This window comes from Paenibacillus sp. Soil522 (assembly GCF_001428245.1).
Classification (GTDB): domain Bacteria; phylum Bacillota; class Bacilli; order Paenibacillales; family Paenibacillaceae; genus Pristimantibacillus.
Genome location: NZ_LMRV01000043.1, coordinates 26,634 through 44,065 on the forward strand (window position 1 = coordinate 26,634; position 17,432 = coordinate 44,065).

The 17,432-nt window shown below is 50.2% G+C and carries 19 protein-coding genes; 18 read left to right on the plus strand and 1 reads right to left on the minus strand.

What is annotated here, in order from left to right:
* Nucleotides 1-28: 28 nt before the first annotated feature.
* The 6 genes from ASG81_RS13545 (at nucleotide 29) to urtE (ending at nucleotide 6,352) form a co-directional block, all read left to right on the plus strand.
* Nucleotides 29-1,069 (plus strand): peptidylprolyl isomerase, encoded by a 1,041-nt coding sequence (locus tag ASG81_RS13545; protein WP_056634766.1) that lies wholly within the window; start codon nucleotides 29-31, stop codon nucleotides 1,067-1,069.
* 483 nt (nucleotides 1,070-1,552) lie between these two features.
* Nucleotides 1,553-2,824 (plus strand): urea ABC transporter substrate-binding protein, encoded by a 1,272-nt coding sequence (gene urtA / locus ASG81_RS13550; RefSeq protein WP_056634769.1) that lies wholly within the window; start codon nucleotides 1,553-1,555, stop codon nucleotides 2,822-2,824.
* Between the two features lie 97 nt (nucleotides 2,825-2,921).
* The gene (urtB, locus tag ASG81_RS13555; protein WP_056634772.1) at nucleotides 2,922-3,827 is read left to right on the plus strand and encodes an urea ABC transporter permease subunit UrtB; all 906 of its coding nucleotides are present in this window, start codon (nucleotides 2,922-2,924) and stop codon (nucleotides 3,825-3,827) included.
* A gap of 21 nt (nucleotides 3,828-3,848) precedes the next feature.
* Nucleotides 3,849-4,931 (plus strand): urea ABC transporter permease subunit UrtC, encoded by a 1,083-nt coding sequence (gene urtC, locus ASG81_RS13560; RefSeq protein WP_056634775.1) that lies wholly within the window; start codon nucleotides 3,849-3,851, stop codon nucleotides 4,929-4,931.
* Nucleotides 4,903-5,679: an urea ABC transporter ATP-binding protein UrtD gene (gene urtD / locus ASG81_RS13565; RefSeq protein ID WP_056634778.1), complete on the plus strand. Its 777-nt coding sequence runs from the start codon at nucleotides 4,903-4,905 to the stop codon at nucleotides 5,677-5,679. The genes urtC and urtD overlap by 29 nt, the downstream gene beginning before the upstream one ends.
* A complete protein-coding gene (gene urtE, locus ASG81_RS13570; RefSeq protein ID WP_056634781.1) occupies nucleotides 5,657-6,352 on the plus strand; it encodes an urea ABC transporter ATP-binding subunit UrtE in 696 nt (231 codons plus the stop codon). Before urtD ends, urtE begins: the two co-directional genes overlap by 23 nt.
* A 97-nt stretch (nucleotides 6,353-6,449) precedes the next feature.
* On the opposite strand, the gene ASG81_RS13575 is transcribed toward urtE, so the two are convergent.
* Nucleotides 6,450-7,259: a phytanoyl-CoA dioxygenase family protein gene (locus ASG81_RS13575; protein ID WP_056634784.1), complete on the minus strand. Its 810-nt coding sequence runs from the start codon at nucleotides 7,257-7,259 to the stop codon at nucleotides 6,450-6,452.
* A gap of 112 nt (nucleotides 7,260-7,371) precedes the next feature.
* Between ASG81_RS13575 and ASG81_RS13580 the strand changes: the two genes are divergently transcribed.
* From ASG81_RS13580 to ASG81_RS13635, 12 genes are all read left to right on the plus strand, one after another.
* Nucleotides 7,372-8,172, plus strand: coding sequence for a helix-turn-helix domain-containing protein (locus tag ASG81_RS13580; protein ID WP_056634787.1), 801 nt, complete (start codon nucleotides 7,372-7,374; stop codon nucleotides 8,170-8,172).
* Nucleotides 8,173-8,553: 381 nt separating this feature from the next.
* A complete protein-coding gene (locus tag ASG81_RS13585) occupies nucleotides 8,554-9,327 on the plus strand; it encodes an ABC transporter ATP-binding protein (protein WP_155971515.1) in 774 nt (257 codons plus the stop codon).
* Between the two features lie 86 nt (nucleotides 9,328-9,413).
* Entirely contained in the window at nucleotides 9,414-9,608 is a 195-nt protein-coding gene (locus ASG81_RS13590) for a hypothetical protein (RefSeq protein WP_056634790.1), read from the plus strand.
* Between the two features lie 294 nt (nucleotides 9,609-9,902).
* Nucleotides 9,903-10,445, plus strand: coding sequence for a stage V sporulation protein T (spoVT, locus tag ASG81_RS13595; protein ID WP_056634793.1), 543 nt, complete (start codon nucleotides 9,903-9,905; stop codon nucleotides 10,443-10,445).
* A gap of 201 nt (nucleotides 10,446-10,646) precedes the next feature.
* Nucleotides 10,647-12,734, plus strand: coding sequence for a polysaccharide biosynthesis protein (locus ASG81_RS13600; RefSeq protein WP_056634796.1), 2,088 nt, complete (start codon nucleotides 10,647-10,649; stop codon nucleotides 12,732-12,734).
* Between the two features lie 328 nt (nucleotides 12,735-13,062).
* Nucleotides 13,063-14,550 (plus strand): nucleoside triphosphate pyrophosphohydrolase, encoded by a 1,488-nt coding sequence (gene mazG / locus ASG81_RS13605; RefSeq protein ID WP_056634799.1) that lies wholly within the window; start codon nucleotides 13,063-13,065, stop codon nucleotides 14,548-14,550.
* Nucleotides 14,551-14,728: 178 nt separating this feature from the next.
* Nucleotides 14,729-15,001, plus strand: coding sequence for an HU family DNA-binding protein (locus ASG81_RS13610; RefSeq protein ID WP_053373361.1), 273 nt, complete (start codon nucleotides 14,729-14,731; stop codon nucleotides 14,999-15,001).
* A gap of 3 nt (nucleotides 15,002-15,004) precedes the next feature.
* Complete coding sequence (locus ASG81_RS13615; RefSeq protein WP_056634802.1) at nucleotides 15,005-15,295, plus strand: RNA-binding S4 domain-containing protein; 291 nt, start codon at nucleotides 15,005-15,007, stop codon at nucleotides 15,293-15,295.
* 247 nt (nucleotides 15,296-15,542) lie between these two features.
* The gene (gene yabP, locus ASG81_RS13620) at nucleotides 15,543-15,830 is read left to right on the plus strand and encodes a sporulation protein YabP (RefSeq protein ID WP_056634805.1); all 288 of its coding nucleotides are present in this window, start codon (nucleotides 15,543-15,545) and stop codon (nucleotides 15,828-15,830) included.
* Entirely contained in the window at nucleotides 15,827-16,435 is a 609-nt protein-coding gene (yabQ, locus tag ASG81_RS13625) for a spore cortex biosynthesis protein YabQ (protein WP_235548863.1), read from the plus strand. The genes yabP and yabQ overlap by 4 nt, the downstream gene beginning before the upstream one ends.
* Nucleotides 16,436-16,443: 8 nt before the next feature.
* Nucleotides 16,444-16,749: an FtsB family cell division protein gene (locus ASG81_RS13630; protein WP_056634808.1), complete on the plus strand. Its 306-nt coding sequence runs from the start codon at nucleotides 16,444-16,446 to the stop codon at nucleotides 16,747-16,749.
* 147 nt (nucleotides 16,750-16,896) lie between these two features.
* Nucleotides 16,897-17,418, plus strand: coding sequence for a S1 domain-containing RNA-binding protein (locus tag ASG81_RS13635; protein ID WP_056634811.1), 522 nt, complete (start codon nucleotides 16,897-16,899; stop codon nucleotides 17,416-17,418).
* The last annotated feature ends 14 nt before the right edge of the window (nucleotides 17,419-17,432 follow it).

The window sequence follows — 17,432 nt, forward strand, 5'->3', positions numbered from 1 at the left end:
AAGTTCATAAGATGAAAGGGGATTCAACATGTTATACAGTTTACGCAAATCGGCATGGCGCAAAGGCGCGCTGCTTATTATGGCAGTGGTTCTCGTTATGACGATGGCGGCATGCGGCGCGAAAGAGACTGAAGTTGCAACATATAAAGGCGGCAATGTAACCGATAAGGAATTCAACAAGTATTTGGATGTATTTACAGTTATGCAACCGACTTATGCGCAAGTGATCGAAATACCGCAATTTAAGGAGCAATTGCTCCAGCAGTATATTTCTTACAAAATTTTAGGAAGCCAGGCTTCTGAGGAATCGATTAAGAAGGCTAAAGCAGACGTCAAAGAGCAAATGACGCAATATAAAGATGCGTTGACGAAAAATGCCGAATTGAAGGCTTCTGTAGACGCGAAGAAATTGAAAGATAAAGATATGGAAAACTATTTGCTGCTGACATCGAAGGTTGTCGCGCATATGAATTCCCAAGTAACAGAGGAAGAAATGAAAACCGAATACGAGACGAACAAAGTGAACTATGCGATGGTTACGGTACGTCATATTTTGGTTTCGACGAAGACGACAGACCCTGCTACGCAAGAGGAGAAGGAGCTTCGTACAGATAAAGAAGCTTTGGCCCGCGCCAAAGAAGTGAAGGAAAAGCTGGCTGCAGGCGGCGACTGGGCTGCCCTTGCCAAAGAATATTCCGATGATCCGGGCTCTAAGGAAACAGGCGGGCTTTATGCAGATAAGATGAACGGAGATTGGGTTGAACAATTTAAGCAGGCTGCTTACAAGCAAGAGATCGGCATCATTGGCGACCCGGTACAAACAGAGTACGGTTACCATGTTATTCTTGTCGAGAAGCGCGATTCGCCAACCTTCGATAAATTGAGCGAAACGGTTAAGGATGCGGTAAAAAGCACCGTCTCTTACACGCATATGAACAAGTTCATGACGGACGAGCTTCCAAAGCAAGAGATCGAAATTAAGCTTCCGAAAACGGAAGAGGAGACACCTGCAAGCGATGCTCCTGCTGACGAAAAAACGCCGGCTACTGAGGCGCCTGCAGCAAAATAAGCGTTAGGACCAACCCTTCAGACCCTTTAACCATTCGCCGGTTAAGGGGTCTTTTTCTTCAGGCGTCTGGAGAGGATTGAACGCATCTAATAATAATACATTGTTCTATAATGATTTTGATACGTATTACCGTTATGACCCGATTGCAATTATAGTTCTAGAGATGAACCCACCTGGAAGCGAAGGCCTTTAGGTGGGTTTTTCCATGCCTTTAATGTTAAAATATATGACATATAAATACACCATAAAGCATAAATAGAAATATTATGTTAGTTATATGTTATCTTATGTAACAAAAACGAGGTGTTTATTCTTGTGAATAGACCGTTTCTGGGAGACAGCTTATCCGAAAACTAATTTAATGTAAAGTATGTTGACATATCCACGACAGCCAATCTATAATAAACCCACGAACGTTGGAAGTTGATTCCAAAAGAATGTTCGGAAAATAGAGATAAATATAAACATTTGGGGAGTGGGAAGATGAGAAAGAGCATGTTTTATCAGTTTAGCTTGTTGCTTGTGGCATTAACACTAGTATTGGCAGGCTGTGGTGCTAATAAAAAAACGGCTTCTACAAATGAAGAAACAGTAAAGGCAACAAATGCAGCTAATTCGGGAGCGGGCACGGAAGGGGAAATTAAAGTAGGGATTCTTCACTCGCAGAGCGGCACGATGGCGATTAGCGAGGTATCGGTTATCGATGCGGAGATGATGGCTATTGATGAAATTAATGCGGCCGGCGGTGTGCTGGGCAAGAAAATCGTACCTGTGCTTGAGGATGGCGCTTCGGATTGGCCGACCTTTGCGGAGAAGGCCCGCAAGCTGATTTCCGAGGATAAAGTCGCAACGGTATTCGGCGGATGGACGTCCGCAAGCCGGAAAGCAATGAAGCCGGTATTCGAGGAGCTGAACGGTTTGCTCTGGTACCCGGTGCAGTACGAAGGTCTTGAGTCCTCCCCGAATATTTTCTATACAGGCGCAACGACCAACCAACAAATCGTTCCTTCGGTTTCGTGGCTGCTTGAAAACCGCGGCAAGAAATTTTACTTGCTCGGATCAGATTATGTATTCCCCCGTACCGCAAACCTCATCATTAAAGAGCAGTTGAAGGCAGAAGGCGGCGAATTGGTTGGCGAGGAATATACTCCGCTTGGCCATACCGATTACAGCACGCTAATTAGCAAAATTAAAGAAGCTAAACCGGATGTCGTTTACAACACATTGAACGGCGACAGCAACGTTGCTTTCTTTAAACAATTGAAGGATGCGGGCATTACGGCGAAGGACTTGACGACCTTGTCTGTATCGGTCGCGGAGGAAGAAATTCGCGGTATCGGCGTCGATGTGCTGGTAGGCCATTTGGCAGCATGGAATTACTACCAAACGACGGATACGCCTGCGAACAAAACGTTCGTCGAAAACTACAAAAAGAAATACGGCGACGAGCGCGTAACCGCAGATCCAATCGAGGCTGGTTACACGGCGGTGTACTTATGGGCAGCCGCAGTTGAGAAGGCTGGCTCTACGGAAGTGGATAAAGTGAAGGAGGCGGCTAAAGGTCTGGAGTGGGACGCTCCAGAAGGCAAGGTGAAAGTTGACGGCGATACGCAGCATATTTACAAAACGGTTCGTATAGGAGAAGTGCAGGCCGACGGCCAATTCAAGGAATTGTGGGATTCGGGCGAAGCGGTTAAACCGGATCCATACCTGAAGGGCTATGATTGGGCGGCAAGCATTCAGCCTACGGAATAATTCATAAGCAAGCGATAGTCTAATACGCAGCAATAACTGGGGAAGTATTCGTTCGCTTCGAATACTTCCCTTCTGTTTTATTGAAAGGAGCGTTCATATGGAAGTGTTTTTGCTGCAGCTGTTTAATGGTTTAAGCATTAGCTCCATATTGCTGCTGGTTGCTTTAGGGCTTGCGATAACGTTTGGTCTGATGAAGGTCATTAATATGGCGCATGGCGAGCTTATTATGATTGGAGCTTACTCCACATTTTTGACGCAAAATCTATTTCAAGAATATTTGCCGAAATCGATGTTCGATTGGTACTACGTGCTGTCGATTCCGGTTAGTTTTGCCATTGCATACGTATTTGGCCTTATTCTTGAAATGTCTCTCATTCGTTTTTTGTATGGCCGTCCGCTCGATAGCTTGCTTGCGACATGGGGTGTGGGTCTCGTGCTGCAGCAGCTTGCGCGGTCCATCTTCGGCGCGCCGAACGTTGCGGTTACGAGCCCGGCATGGTTGAATGGCGGCTTAAAGATTATAGATGGAACCTTGCTTCCGTATAAACGGCTTTTTATTATCGCGCTTGTCACTGCCTGCCTTATTGCGATGTACTTCTACATTTACCGCAGCCATGAGGGAAGAAGAATGCGCGCGGTTATGCAAAATCGTGACATGGCAGCCTGTCTTGGCGTATCGACGCGGCGTGTCGACGCAATGACCTTTGCCATTGGCTCCGGCATTGCCGGTATAGCGGGCTGTGCTCTGACGCTGCTCGGTCCAATCGGTCCTTCGCTCGGCACCTACTATATCGTCGATGCGTTTATGGTCGTCGTGCTTGGCGGCGTTGGCAAGCTCGTCGGAACGGTGCTCGGGGCGACGGGAATCGGCATGTTCAATACTTTGTTTGAGTATTGGACGAATGCATCGCTTGGCAAAGTGCTTGTGTTTGTATGCATAGTCGCATTTCTGCAATGGAAGCCTATGGGGCTCGTTGCGATGCGGTCGCGGTCACTGGATTAGGATAAGAAAGGCGGAACGCTTATGCGATTGCAAAACTTTACTCCTCAGGGAATATGGATACTGATCGGATACGCCGCTGCGGCAGCCGCTTTATTCTCGGCGCCGCTATTTGTAAGTGATTTTCGGCTTAATTTGCTGGCGAAATTTCTAGCCTTTGCTATAGTGGCGCTCGGGCTTGATCTTATATGGGGCTACACGGGAATTTTGAGCTTAGGGCACGGCATTTTTTTTGGACTCGGCGCCTATGCGATGGCGATGTATTTGAAGCTGGTAGCTAGCGGAGGGAGGCCGCCGGATTTCATGGGCTGGAGCGGCCTTAAGGAGCTTCCGCTTTTTTGGCAGCCGTTTCAAAGCTTCTGGTTTGCGGTTGCGATGGGCATCGCGATACCGGCGCTGCTCGCGCTCGTGCTCGGATATTTTACGTTCCGCAACCGGATTCGCGGCGTATATTTTACGATTTTGACGCAGGCGCTCGTCATTATTACGACAACGCTGCTCATTGGTCAGCAAGCCTTTACGGGCGGGACAAATGGCATTACGGGCTACCAGACGGTGCTTGGCTTTTCGATCGGATCTCCCGAAACGAAGCGCGTGCTGTATTATATTACGGTCGCAGCGCTTATTGGCATATTCTTATTTTGCCGCTTCGTTATCGGCAGCCGCTTCGGCAAAGTGCTGCGCGCCATTCGCGATGGCGAGAACCGCGTTCGCTTCATCGGCTATAATCCGGCGGTGTATCAAATGGTCGTATTCACCATATCAGCGGCCATTGCCGGTATAGCTGGCATGCTGTTCGTTCTTCATGTGGGCATTATTTCACCATCCATGCTGGGTATTGTGCCGTCGATTGAAATGGTGCTTTGGGTAGCGATTGGCGGACGGGGAACGCTTATCGGCGCGGCGCTTGGCGCGATCCTCATGAACTGGGCGAAGAGCGAGTTCAGTACGGCGTATCCGGAGGGTTGGTTGTTTTGTATGGGCTTGCTGTTCGTGGTGGTCGTCGTATTTATGCCGAAGGGCATCGCTGGTTTGGTTAGTCAACTGAAATTCCGCAAAAAGAGGAGGGAGCCGAAGCATGAAGGAGTCCGCAATCCTGCTGTGTGATGATGTGACGGTTGATTTTGACGGGTTTAAGGCGGTTCAGGGGATGAATTTAAAGCTGGAAAAAGGTGAGCTGCGCTTTCTGATTGGTCCTAATGGAGCCGGTAAAACGACTATGCTTGATGTCATTTGTGGTAAAGTAAGGCCAACTTCCGGGCGAATCACATTCGGCGGCAAGGTGGATATTACAAAAAAGAAGGAGCATCAAATTGCAGAGCTTGGCATTGGCCGCAAGTTTCAGGCTCCTTCCATATTTCCCTCTATGACCGTTGCTGAAAATTTAGAGATTGCCATGCGCCAGAAGCGTACCGTATTCGCTACGCTGTTCGCCAAATTGGCGGAGGAGGATCGGGCGAAAATAGATGGGCAGCTCGTGATGATTGGTCTGGAGAATAAAGCCGGCTGGCGCGCCGGCGGCTTATCGCATGGCGAGAAGCAGTGGCTGGAGATTGGCATGATGCTGCTTCAGGAACCGGAAATTTTGCTGCTTGATGAACCGGTGGCAGGGATGACGGACAAGGAAACGGATAAAACGGGGGAGCTGCTGCATCAAATTGCCCGTATGCGTTCAATTGTCGTCGTAGAGCATGATATGGAATTCGTTCGTAATTTTGCAAGCAAGGTTACGGTCATGCACGAAGGCAGACTGCTGAAGGAAGGCACGATGGATGAAGTTCAACGTGATGACCGCGTAGCGGAAGTGTACTTGGGGAAAAGGCGGGATGCTGATGTTAGCCGTTCAACAGCTTGAGGCCGGTTATGGCGAAAGTATTATTTTGCGGGACGTATCGCTAAAGATAAAGCAGGGGCAGGTCGTATGCCTGCTGGGGCGTAACGGCGTTGGCAAGACAACGCTTATGAAAAGTATTATGGGACTGCTGAAAGCCCGCGGAGGCTCCGTTTCCTATAACGGATCGGATCTGACGAGGAAGGCGCCGGGGCTGCGGGCAAAAAGCGGAATCGGCTATGTGCCGCAGGGGCGTGAAATATTTGCCCAGCTATCGGTTTACGAAAATTTGCTGCTCGGCCTGGAGGCCTCGCGGGTAAAGGTAACGGCTGTTCCGGAAGAGGCGATCGCAAAGTTCCCTGTGCTGCGGGCGATGTACATGCGCCGCGGCGGCGACCTGAGCGGCGGACAGCAGCAGCAGCTTGCGTTCGCAAGGGCGCTTGCCTCGAAGCCGGAGGTGCTGCTGCTCGATGAGCCCTGCGAAGGGATCCAACCCTCGATCGTGGACGATATAAGGGATGTTATTCGTTTGATTAAAGCGGAGGGCAAGACGGCGGTGCTTCTGGTGGAGCAAAGCTTGGAGTTTGTGAAGAGCGTCGGAGATTATTTCTACGTGCTGGAGAAGGGCTCAGTCGTTTGGGAAGGCGGCTTGGAGTCGCTGGATGACGAGGTTATTCGCAAATATTTGACGGTATAGCGCAATAACGAAAAAAGGCAGCAAAAGCGCCTCTTGAACTGCGACCCTCTTGCGGGTCACAGTTCAATTTGCGTGTAAACGGTCCTTGTTTTTTTTATCAAGAATGGCCGATCAGCATCGATTTGAGCGGTACCATCGAATCTTCAGGAACATAATATTTAAATTTATTATCGCTAATCTGTCCAAGCAATTGTCGGCGGATCGGATCGGCGTCCTTCAAGAGACTCTCGTCTGCCTGATGGTAATCGATTGGACGCATCCAGATCGGACTGTATCCGATAAACAGCTGTTTTCTTATGAACTCGGATTGATTCGCAGAGCCGGCATGCCAAAGATTTTGCGCAAAAATAAATACATCCCCCGGCTTTCCGCACACCTGAACCTCTCCGTCTAATTGCAGGCGTACATCCTTGTGGTTCGGATTGTATGGCTTCTTATGGCTGCCTGGAATGACCTTTGTATTACCGCGGTTCGGCTGCGACATATCGCTCAAAATATAGCACACTTTAATATAATAGGTAGCCGTTAAGCCTGCAATGACCGGAAACTGCGGATGAGGGCCGTCTTGATGCCAATCGATGAAGCTGTGCGTAGCTGTTATCACATCGTTTGGATTGGGCTTTCTTACCGTTAAATGGGAGATATGCAGCTGAATATTATGCCCGAGCAAATTAACGATTAAGGGAAGAATCGCTTCATGATCGATCAACGAAGCAATCTCCGGGTGTCTGGAAACGCTATTATAAATATTATAAGCAAGCGTTTCCTGTTCCTCGGCGATCACTTCATCGATAGCCGCATTCAAGCGGTCCACCTTATCCTGCGATAATACGTCAGGTAAAATCAAATATCCTTGTTCATTGAAACGGTTCATTAATTCTGTTATTTCCAGTGGAGCAGTTTTCATTAGCCTCTCCTCCTTCTTGTAATTAATTTAATTATATCGTGCAAATTTGCATGATATAATGGATAAAATCTTCAAATTCCTTGTATATATTTTCACTGAAGGAGTGGCGGCGGTGGACCAGACTCACTTTCTTGAGCCCGTGCTGATTTACCATGTTTATGTGAAGGGGGCAGCGCAATTTCAAAAGAAAGAGGACACCTATGATCACTGGGCCTTGTTCATTGTTGAAGACGGCAGCTTTGATTTTAAGATGGGGGACTTAAAAGAAAAAGCGATAAAAGGAGATATGGTGCTTTGTCCGCCGAATATGACTTTTTACCGTAAAACAGAAGGACTGTCCTTTCATCTAATCGGCTTCCAATGGCGGAATGACGCCAGTGTAAATGGCGGAAATCATTCCGCCTCTCCTCCCATAGGAAAGTTTCAATTGCTGAATAACAAAAGAATGAATTCTACGCTTTCCCTATTTCGTGAAGCCGGCTATGTGAATGCCAGCCTGGTGCCTGACTACAAGAATCATTTGCTGAGGGATCTGTTGTATGTCTATCAGTTCGAAAGCTTTAACCGGAAGCTCGATCTTTTATATACCGAGAATCCGATTTTGCAGCGTGCGGTACATATGCTTCAGCAGCAAGCGGAAGCGGGCGTTGCTTTAAAATCGATAGCGATGGAGCTTGGCATAAGCCAAGTCCAATTGACCAGACTGTTTAAGCTTGAGTTTCAAACGACGCCGAGCGCTTACGCTGCCAACCTCCGTATGGACAAGGTGAAGCTGCTGCTTGTCAATTCTTCGTTAACGCTTGCTCATATTGCAGAGCAGTGCGGATTCACCGATGAGCATCATTTAAGCAAAAGCTTCAAGAGGATGTACGGCATCAACCCTTCCTCCTACCGGAAAGCCTATACGGTTTAACGAAGGGTGTCGACATCCGTTTTTTTGCTGACAAATATAATGGAATCTAATGTACGTGTAATAAAACCTGACACAACAATTGACAGACCCGTACATACGGCACTATACTACGAATAAACGTTAGGTTTTATCACAATTGAATATCGGTTCTCGCCAACGATTAATCGCGGGAACAACAAGCTGTCTAGGGTTCCGATCGAACGGTTTGCAGCACTCAGCAAGCAGGGGTGGGCAAACGGTTAGAGTTCTGGTCCGAGAGACGGCGTATAGCAAGTGGTTGCCCTAAGCGGCTCCCAGGCTGTATAACACGGAAGGATAAAAGCCTGGGAGATTTTCTCCCGGGCTTTTCATTATTTTTTATAAAATTGGGGGAGTGCTCTTATGCTGGCTGCGAAACCGACAAACGGAACAATTGAGATTCAAGGATTGCAAAAGGTGTACGATTCGAAAAAAAGTCGGTTTGAGGCGCTTCGCGACATCGACCTGACCATCGGAGAAAATGAATTTCTTACGATTGTAGGGCCGTCCGGCTGCGGCAAATCGACGCTGCTTCGGATGGTGGCAGGCCTTGATGAGCCAAGCGGCGGATCGCTTACAGTAGACGGAGAAAGCATTATCGGACCGGGCGCCGACCGTGGCATGGTGTTTCAGGGCTATACGCTGTTCCCGTGGCTGACCGTTCGTGAAAATATTGAGTACGGTTTGAAACTCAAAGGTGTGCCGATTTTGGATCGCCGAAAAATATCGAATTATTTTCTAAAGGTCATTCGGCTGGAATCGTTCGATAAAGCATATCCGAAGCAGCTGTCGGGCGGTATGAAGCAGCGGGTTGCGATTGCGCGCGCCCTTGCGAATCGCCCAAAGGTGCTTTTGATGGATGAGCCTTTCGGCGCGCTCGATGCGCAGACGAAGCTTGAGATGCAGGAGATGCTGCTGGAGGTTTGGGAGAAGGAGAAGACGACGGTTCTCTTCATTACCCACGATATCGACGAAGCGATATTTTTGTCGCAGCGCATTGTCGTTATGGGGGCGGGTCCAGGCCGCATATTGAAGGAGTACCGCGTGGAGCTCCCAGAAGGCCGTACACCCGAGGTGCGCGAGCATCCGGATTTTCTGTCGTTGAAGCGGGAGCTGGCACAGCTGCTTAAGCATTAGACAATAAGAACAAACGAAAATGGTAAACGGCGTCCTACTGGGGTAAAAGCGCTTAACGGTTTCAAAATGACGGAGGAGGAAAATAGATGGTTGCATCTGGCATGGAGAAGGAACCATTCATACATGGGGAACAAGAGGCTGGGGCAGCTTCGCTGCCGAAAACGAGGCGGAGGTTCCTTATGGCGCTCGGCATCATCGTTACCGTTATGTTTTTTCGGCATCCTGCAGCTCTTTCCGGAGCGGCAGGATGTTTTCTGTTTAAAGGCCGAAGCGCTGAATGAAGCAGGGATGGACTAAAAACCTTTAAGCGCGTGCAAGCAAAAAGAGGAAACGGGGAATGCTGAAAAAGGATCATTAATGAAGCGGGGACGCCGAGGCAAGAGCGATTTACCGGCAGCCTTGGCATCAAAGAGATGGAACATTTGGCTGGAATTGTAGTCCGTGTATAAGAATTTGGGAGCGGATGAATACTATGGTCAGATTCAAAATCTTTGAAGGATGTTTCTTCTTCGTTATAAACAAACTGCAAGAATCCAGTCGATTCAAAATCCTCTAGGAAAGCGGGGCAACAAGAAATGAAAGCAACTGGAATTGTACGTCGCATCGATGATCTCGGGCGTGTGGTGATTCCGAAGGAGATCCGCCGTACACTGCGTATTCGCGAGGGTGACCCTCTAGAAATATTTGTAGACCGTGATGGCGAAGTTATTTTGAAAAAATATTCTCCTATCGGCGAGCTTGGCGACTTTGCCAAAGAATATGCAGAGTCGTTATTTGAGGGCACGAACCACATTACATTGATTACGGATCGGGATAACATCATAGCTGTGGCCGGTGCCTCTAAGAAAGAGCTGCTCGATAAGCAGGTAGGCGCTGTTCTGGAAAGCTGTATGGAAAACCGGAAGACGATGGCTGAAACGGGCGGCGGCGCATTTGAGATTGTGAAGGATTCGCAGGAAACGTACAGCTCCTTCGTAATCGCGCCTATTATTGCGGGAGGCGATCCGATCGGTACCGTTGTACTGCTAAGCAAGGACGATTCGGTGAAAATGGCAAATATGGAAACGAAGATGGCCGAGACGGCAGCGGGTTTTTTGGCGAAGCAAATGGAGCAATAGTACGGCTCGTGAGCAGCCCCGCGTGAAAACGGAAGGTACAAAATCATTGCGTAAGGGTATGAGGACTGTAACAAGAAGAGAAATAAATGGAAGCTTCTTTGATCGGGAGAAATCTTGATCAGGGAAGCTTTTTCAAGGTTTACGATTATGAGGTATAATAGAAACCAATAGCAATCGAAGGATAGGCAGGAGTGTGGGAGGATGAACCGCAAGCCGGGGGAAAAGAGGCATGCAGCGGAGACGCCCCAACTGGCGGGCGGACAAAAAGCTGCAGCGGTAGCGGACGGTGAGGTGTCCGCTGGTATTGAATCGCCGCTTGCGCTTCAGCAAACGAAGGCCAAGCAAAAGGCCGGAGCAGCGGGGGAGCTGGCGGCCCAACGCCGCGTACAGGCTTCGCGAAGCTCGAAGCGGCTTCTGATGAATGGTGTTGTGCTTATGGCCGGCGCGGCTCTATTGTCCAAGCTAATTGGTGTTTTTCAAAAAATTCCGCTGCAAAATTTGGCTGGCGACCGGGTGTTTGGGATATATAATGCGGTATATCCGTTCTATCAGCTGGCGGCCGTTCTGGCAACTGCAGGTTTGCCGACGGCCGTATCCCTCCTAATCGCGGAAAGACTGCGAAGGGGGTACGACACGGAGGGAATCAGGCGAACATTATACGCGGCTTTGCTGCTGCTTGGATTTTCGGGCATCGTTTCTTTTGGCCTTATGTGGGCTGGAGCGGGTCAGGTGGCGGGCTGGATCGGCGATGTTGAAACGGCTGCCGCCGTACGCTCGGTTTCGGTCGCGCTGCTGCTGACCCCGTTCGTTGCCGCATTGCGGGGCTATGTGCAGGGGCTGGGCCGGATGGGGCTGTCGGCAATATCGCAAATCGTGGAGCAAACGATACGCGTTGGCGTCATGCTGCTCGTGCTGGCCATGAGCTGGTCAGCCGGGTGGGCGGATGCTTCCGTGGCGTCCGGCGTTATGAGCGGGTCGGCATTTGGAGCAATAGCTTCCCTGCTCATCCTTGCCGTATATTTATGGCGGAAGCGCAGCCGGGAGCGGTTTGTCCGAACGGCCGGCGTAATTAGGGCGGAGATGAGAAAGCTTGCAGCCATTGCGCTGCCGGTAGCGCTTGGTGCGGTTGTCGTCCCCGCTCTCGGGGTTGTGGATGCTTTTACGGTTCCGCGATTGCTGCAGGCCGGGGGAGAGTCCGAGGCTGACGCGATGGCTCTGTTCGGGATATACAGCCGGGCGCAGCCGCTTGTTCAGCTGGTCGTTATGGTTGCAGGCGCAGCTGCGGCCGCGCTTGTGCCCGGTCTCGCGCTCGCCCGCATTCGGGGCGCTTACGGGCAGCTCCGGATACAGCTCACGCTTGCCGAACGGGCGGCGTGGGCAATCGGTGCGGCTGCGGCTATTGGCTTAGCGCTTCTGGCAGAGCCGCTTAATGTGATGCTTTACGCCGATTCCAAGGGGACGTTCGCCTTTGCTTTGGTTGGCTGCACCGCTCTTGCGGGCTGTGTTAATGCAGTGACCGCACCGGTACTGCAGGGACTCGGCGCTGTGCGGATTCCGGCTGTATTACTGCTTATCGCGGCGCTGCTCAAGGGCGTAATTAACATTGTGCTCGTGCCCGCTTACGGCATCGAGGGAGCGGCGTTTGCCGGCGTCATAGCATTAAGCGCGGCCGCATTGCTTGGCGCGATTTCGGTGCGCTATAAAGCTGCCGGAGCGGGAGCTTCGCTCGTCGGAAGCTGGGGAGCGGGGCAGAGCGGTGCTGCGGCGAGCGGGCGGGCTAAAGAGCGGGAGACCGGAAGCGCGAGCGGGTATCCGCAAGCGGAGAAGCGGATGGAAGGCCGGGCCGAGGATCGAGCGAGTGTTGAAGAGCGGGAGACCGGAAGCGCGAGCGGGTATCCGCAAGCGGAGAAGCGAATGGAAGGCCGGGCCGAGGATCGAGCGAGTGTTGAAGAGCGGGAGACCGGAAGCGCGAGCGGGTATCCGCACGCAGATAGGCGAAGGCCGGCGCCTGGCCGCGCGGCCGCAGCCACGGGCTTTGCGCTCGCGGTCATGGCCGCGGCGCTTGTTGTCGCCGAGCGAGCGCTGAGCGCCGCGCTTGGCGGGCTGCCGCCTCGGGCGGCAGCAGCTGCGCTTGCGCTGACGTGCGTAGCCGTCGGCGCTTGCGCCTTTGGCGCCGCGGCATTGCGCGGCGGCGCTGTGAGCGCGCGCGAATTGCGCGCGCTGCCGGGCGGCGGCGTATTGGCCGCCCGGTTACGGCGCTGGCGGCTTATTCCGCCGGCGAAGGACTAGCCATTCAAAATGTTTTTACTGAAAGAAAGAAAACCTTTTTCTTTATTTTCGCAAATTAACCTAATTTGTCTTGAATAAAGCAACATTTTTACGCTATGTTATTAATGCTTCGGAAAATTGGTTCATTATTACTTTTTATGGCAAAATAAAGAAAATATTTTTCGGTATTTACATACGAAACTTCGTGATCTTTAATAACAACGAAATTTTTTTCGCTATTATTTATATGTAATATAACCGGCCAACTACATAATGATTTTGACATTCATGCTCTCTCAACAAGTTCTTGTCTAGAAAAAAATTCAATCTTAAAGGAGGCTCACCCCACTTGGCAACTCCACATCTTACAATCGTCGGGCTTGGCTCGGGCGACCCGGATCAATTAACGCTTGGCGTATGGCGCAGGCTGCAGGCGGCGGAGCGCATATATGTCCGCACTGCCCAGCATCCTGCGATGTCGATGCTTCAGGAAAATAACATCGCATATACCTCATTTGATACGCTGTACGAGCAGCATGAGTCATTTCCCGACGTGTACAAAGCGATCGCAGAGGCACTGATTGCCGAAGCGAAGAGTACAAGCTCCGAAACGCTCATTTACGCCGTTCCCGGTCACCCGATGGTAGCCGAGCGCACTATTCAGCTGCTGCGCGAGCAATGCCCGGAAGCGGGTATTGCTCTGCAAATCATCGGCGGCGAGAGCTTCCTTGATCAAGCTTTCGTCAGTCTCGGCATCGATCCGATCGAAGGTTTTGCGCTGCTTGATGCCGCAGAGCTGCAGCCATCCTTATTGCAGCCCCAGCTGCATACATTGATTGGCCAGGTGTATGACGCCTTTACGGCATCCGATGTTAAGCTTGCCCTTATGGAGCGTTATCCCGATGATTACGAGGTTGTCGTTGGACATGCCCTTGGCGTTGCTTCCGAGCAGCAGATCATTCGCGTTCCGCTGTACGAGCTTGATCGCACGCCGGGCTATGGCAATCTATCGCTAATCTGGGTGCCGCGCTCTGATGATGCGTCGCTGCGCAACCGCTCCTTCGAGCGGCTGCATGAAATTGTTTCTATTCTTCGCAGCCCCGAGGGCTGTCCGTGGGACCAAGAGCAGACGCATCAGTCGATTCGCAAAAACTTCATCGAAGAGCTGTATGAGGCGCTGGAAGCAATCGATAACGATGATCCGGACGGCATGCAGGAGGAATTCGGCGACGTTATCCTGCAAGTTATGCTTCATAGCCAAATGGAAGAAGAGACTGGCGCTTTTTCCGTCTATGATGTGATACAATCACTAAACGAGAAGCTTATTTTCCGTCATCCGCATGTATTTGGCGATCTGGATGCCAGCAATTCGCAAGAGGCGCTAGGGAACTGGGAGCAGATGAAGGCTGAGGAAAAACGGATGAAAGGGACCGATGCGGACCGCAAATCGGTGCTGGACGGCATTCCGCCGGATCTGCCAGCTCTTATGAAAGCTTACAAGCTTCAGAAAAAAGCGGCTAAGGTAGGCTTTGACTGGGACGAGCTTGGCCCGGTTCTGGACAAGATCGAAGAGGAGCTCGCAGAGCTGCGCGAAGCGATAGCTTCACAATCTGAAGAGGAACAGGCTTCGGAGCTTGGCGATTTGCTGTTTGCGGTTGTCAATGCCTCCCGCTTCATCCATGCCGACCCGGAAGAGGCGCTTTCCCGCACGAACAAAAAATTCCGCAATAGATTTGCATATATTGAGGAGCAGCTTCGTATAAGAGGGAAGCAATTTGACCAGACTGATTTAACAGAAATGGATCGTTGGTGGGAAGAGGCTAAGCATCATTTTTAGATTTCATTTCGTCATGAATCGCCTTTATTCCCCATCAGCCGCAAAAAAATTTCAAAAAGCGGCAGGATTTATTTGCTACAAGGCAGAATAAGTATTCTTCGTGAGAGTAAACTTGAAGGCAAAGGCGGCGCTACGGCGTTGACCACAAATATCGGTAACTAATTAGGAGGATTTTATAATGAACAAAACAGACCTGATCAACAACATTGCAGAAAAAAGCGGTTTGACTAAACGTGACGTAGAAGCAGTGCTTAACGGCTTTCTGGGTGAAGTAACGGATGCTCTTGCAGGCGGCGATAAAGTACAATTGATCGGCTTCGGTACTTTTGAAACTCGTAAACGTGCTGGACGCACAGGACGCAACCCGCAAACTGGCGCACCAATCGAAATCTCGGAAGCGAAAGTTCCTGCATTCAAAGCGGGCAACAAGCTGAAAGAAGCAATCCAGTAATTTATGCGATTAGATAAATTTCTAAAGGTATCCCGATTGATCAAGCGCCGTACCGTTGCGAAGGATGTTTCCGAGCAGGGGCGGGTTTGGATTAACGGCCGCGAAGCGAAAGCAAGCAGCAACGTTAAGGTCGGAGATGAGCTCCAAATCCAATACGGTCAAAAAATCGTAACCGTACGCGTTGAGCGAATTGCGGAGACGACCCGTAAGGACGAAGCCGGAGAGCTGTATACCTTGGTGAAAGAAGAGCAACGCCAGCGCGAGAATACACTCGACTGGGAACAACAGCAATAACATCGAAGCTGCCTGCAAGCACAACACTTGCAGGCAGCTTTTTTCATATCTGTTACATAATCGTCATGAAGCAGAAGAGGTTCTAATTCTCGTCCGTCCCCCATAAGCTAGTCTTAAAATATGAGGCAGACTAAGCTGCGCGCTTATACTCTGCTTATATTTGACAGCGAAACGTATGCCGCGCCGCCATAGGACGGCGGTAGCCGTTTACGCATAGACATGTAACGAAGAAGCGGAGGACGAGTCTATGGTTGACCAAGGCAAGGGGCAGAAGCGTCAGGAAGTCAAAATGCTAAATCGCAAGCTGTTGGAGCTTACCGGAGTCTTAAATGTGGAAAGCTTCGACAGCGAAGAGTTTTTACTCGAGACAGAGCTTGGCTTCTTGGCGGTTAAGGGCCATAATTTGCATATGAAGCATCTTAGCCTCGAGCAAGGTTTGGTAGCTATCGAGGGCCTCGTCCATTCGCTCGCCTATTTGGACGGAAATAACACCTCTTCGAAATCAAAAGGGCTTTTCGGGAAGCTGTTTAAGTGACGCTAAGTATGCAAGGGTTGACGATGGCAGTCATGCTGTTATCCGGCCTTGGCATGGGAACGGTGTTCGACGGCTACCGGGTCCTGTCGAATGAGCTGAGGTTTCCGCGCTGGTGGCTGCCGGTGCTTGACGTCATTTATTGGATGGCGGCGGCGCTAGTCGTCTTTCGGGTGCTGTACGCAAGCAACAATGGCGAGGTGCGGGCGTACGTTTTTATCGGACTGGCTGCCGGTATCGTGATCTATTATTTGCTATTGAGCAGACTCGTTATCGTAATCGTAAAATGGCTCATAGGAGCGGTGCGGAAGCTGATTTCGTTCGTGCTCAAATGCTTGGATATCCTTATTGTCAAGCCGATCTTATTGCTCTATAAATTGGTAATGGTTATTTTCGCATTTGGGTCTGCGCTCACTATTTTCATATTAAAAATTGTGATACAATTGATTCGTCCATTTTGGAAATTGCTTGTTTGGATGGTTCGACCTGCCATTCGTCCGATTGGACGCTGGCTGGCGCCCTATGTATCCAAGTTGCAAGTAGCCGAGAGGCTGCGAAGAATTGGACTACTAATTGCCCGATTGTGGAGCAAATGGTTTAGGAGGTAACACCGCTCATGGCAGCAGCTCTAAACAAGACGCCAGGGAATGCTGGCACAAAACGCCGGTTCAAACTGTGGATGATGTTCATCGTGCTATTTATGGGCTGGGCGGGTTATACGATTTTTGGCCAAATGCAGCAGAAGAGCGCCACAGGTGTTAAGCTAACTACTATTCAAGGGCAGCTTGATGCGTATACTAAAGAAACCGAAGCGCTCAATCGTCAAATTGAACGGTTAAACGATCCGGAATATATCGAGCAGTTAGCAACGAAAGAGTTAGGTATGGTAAAGATGGGTGAGCAGCTAATATTTAGTGATTAAATAGGGCTTTAAATCGGGTGAACGTCTGTTGACCTTACTTGAACGGTTCGGTTATAATCACGTTAATAGCGTTTTCGCAAAACTTTAGCTTATGCTGATGATTTCAGTTTTGCTTCGCATAACTTTTAGGGAGGAACATTTTATTTTATGGCAATTGAAGTGGGCGCTAAGTTAGAGGGAAAAGTGACAGGCATTACGCATTTTGGGGCATTTGTCGACTTGTCGGGAGGTGTCACAGGTCTTGTTCACATTTCGGAAATTGCTGATAATTACGTCAAAGACGTGAAGGATCACCTGAAAATCGACGATGTCGTGAAAGTAAAAGTGATCAACGTGGACAAAGACGGAAAGATCGGACTTTCCATTAAGCAAGCCATTGACCGGCCGGAAGGCCAACCTGCGCCACAACAACGCGAGCGTCATAGCGGAGGCGGCGGTGGAAGCACTGGCGGTAGTGGTGGTGGTGGCGAACGTTTCAACCGCGGCGGCGGCGGTGGTGGTGGTGGCGGACGTCCCTTCAACAAGCAATCGTCTGGCAGACCGGCATACGGTAAACCGTCATTCGAGGATAAAATGTCACGGTTCCTGAAAGACAGTGAAGAGCGCATCTCCTCTTTGAAGAAGAATACGGAGGGCAAACGCGGCGGACGCGGTGCCAAGCGAGTATAAGCTGAATCGTCATA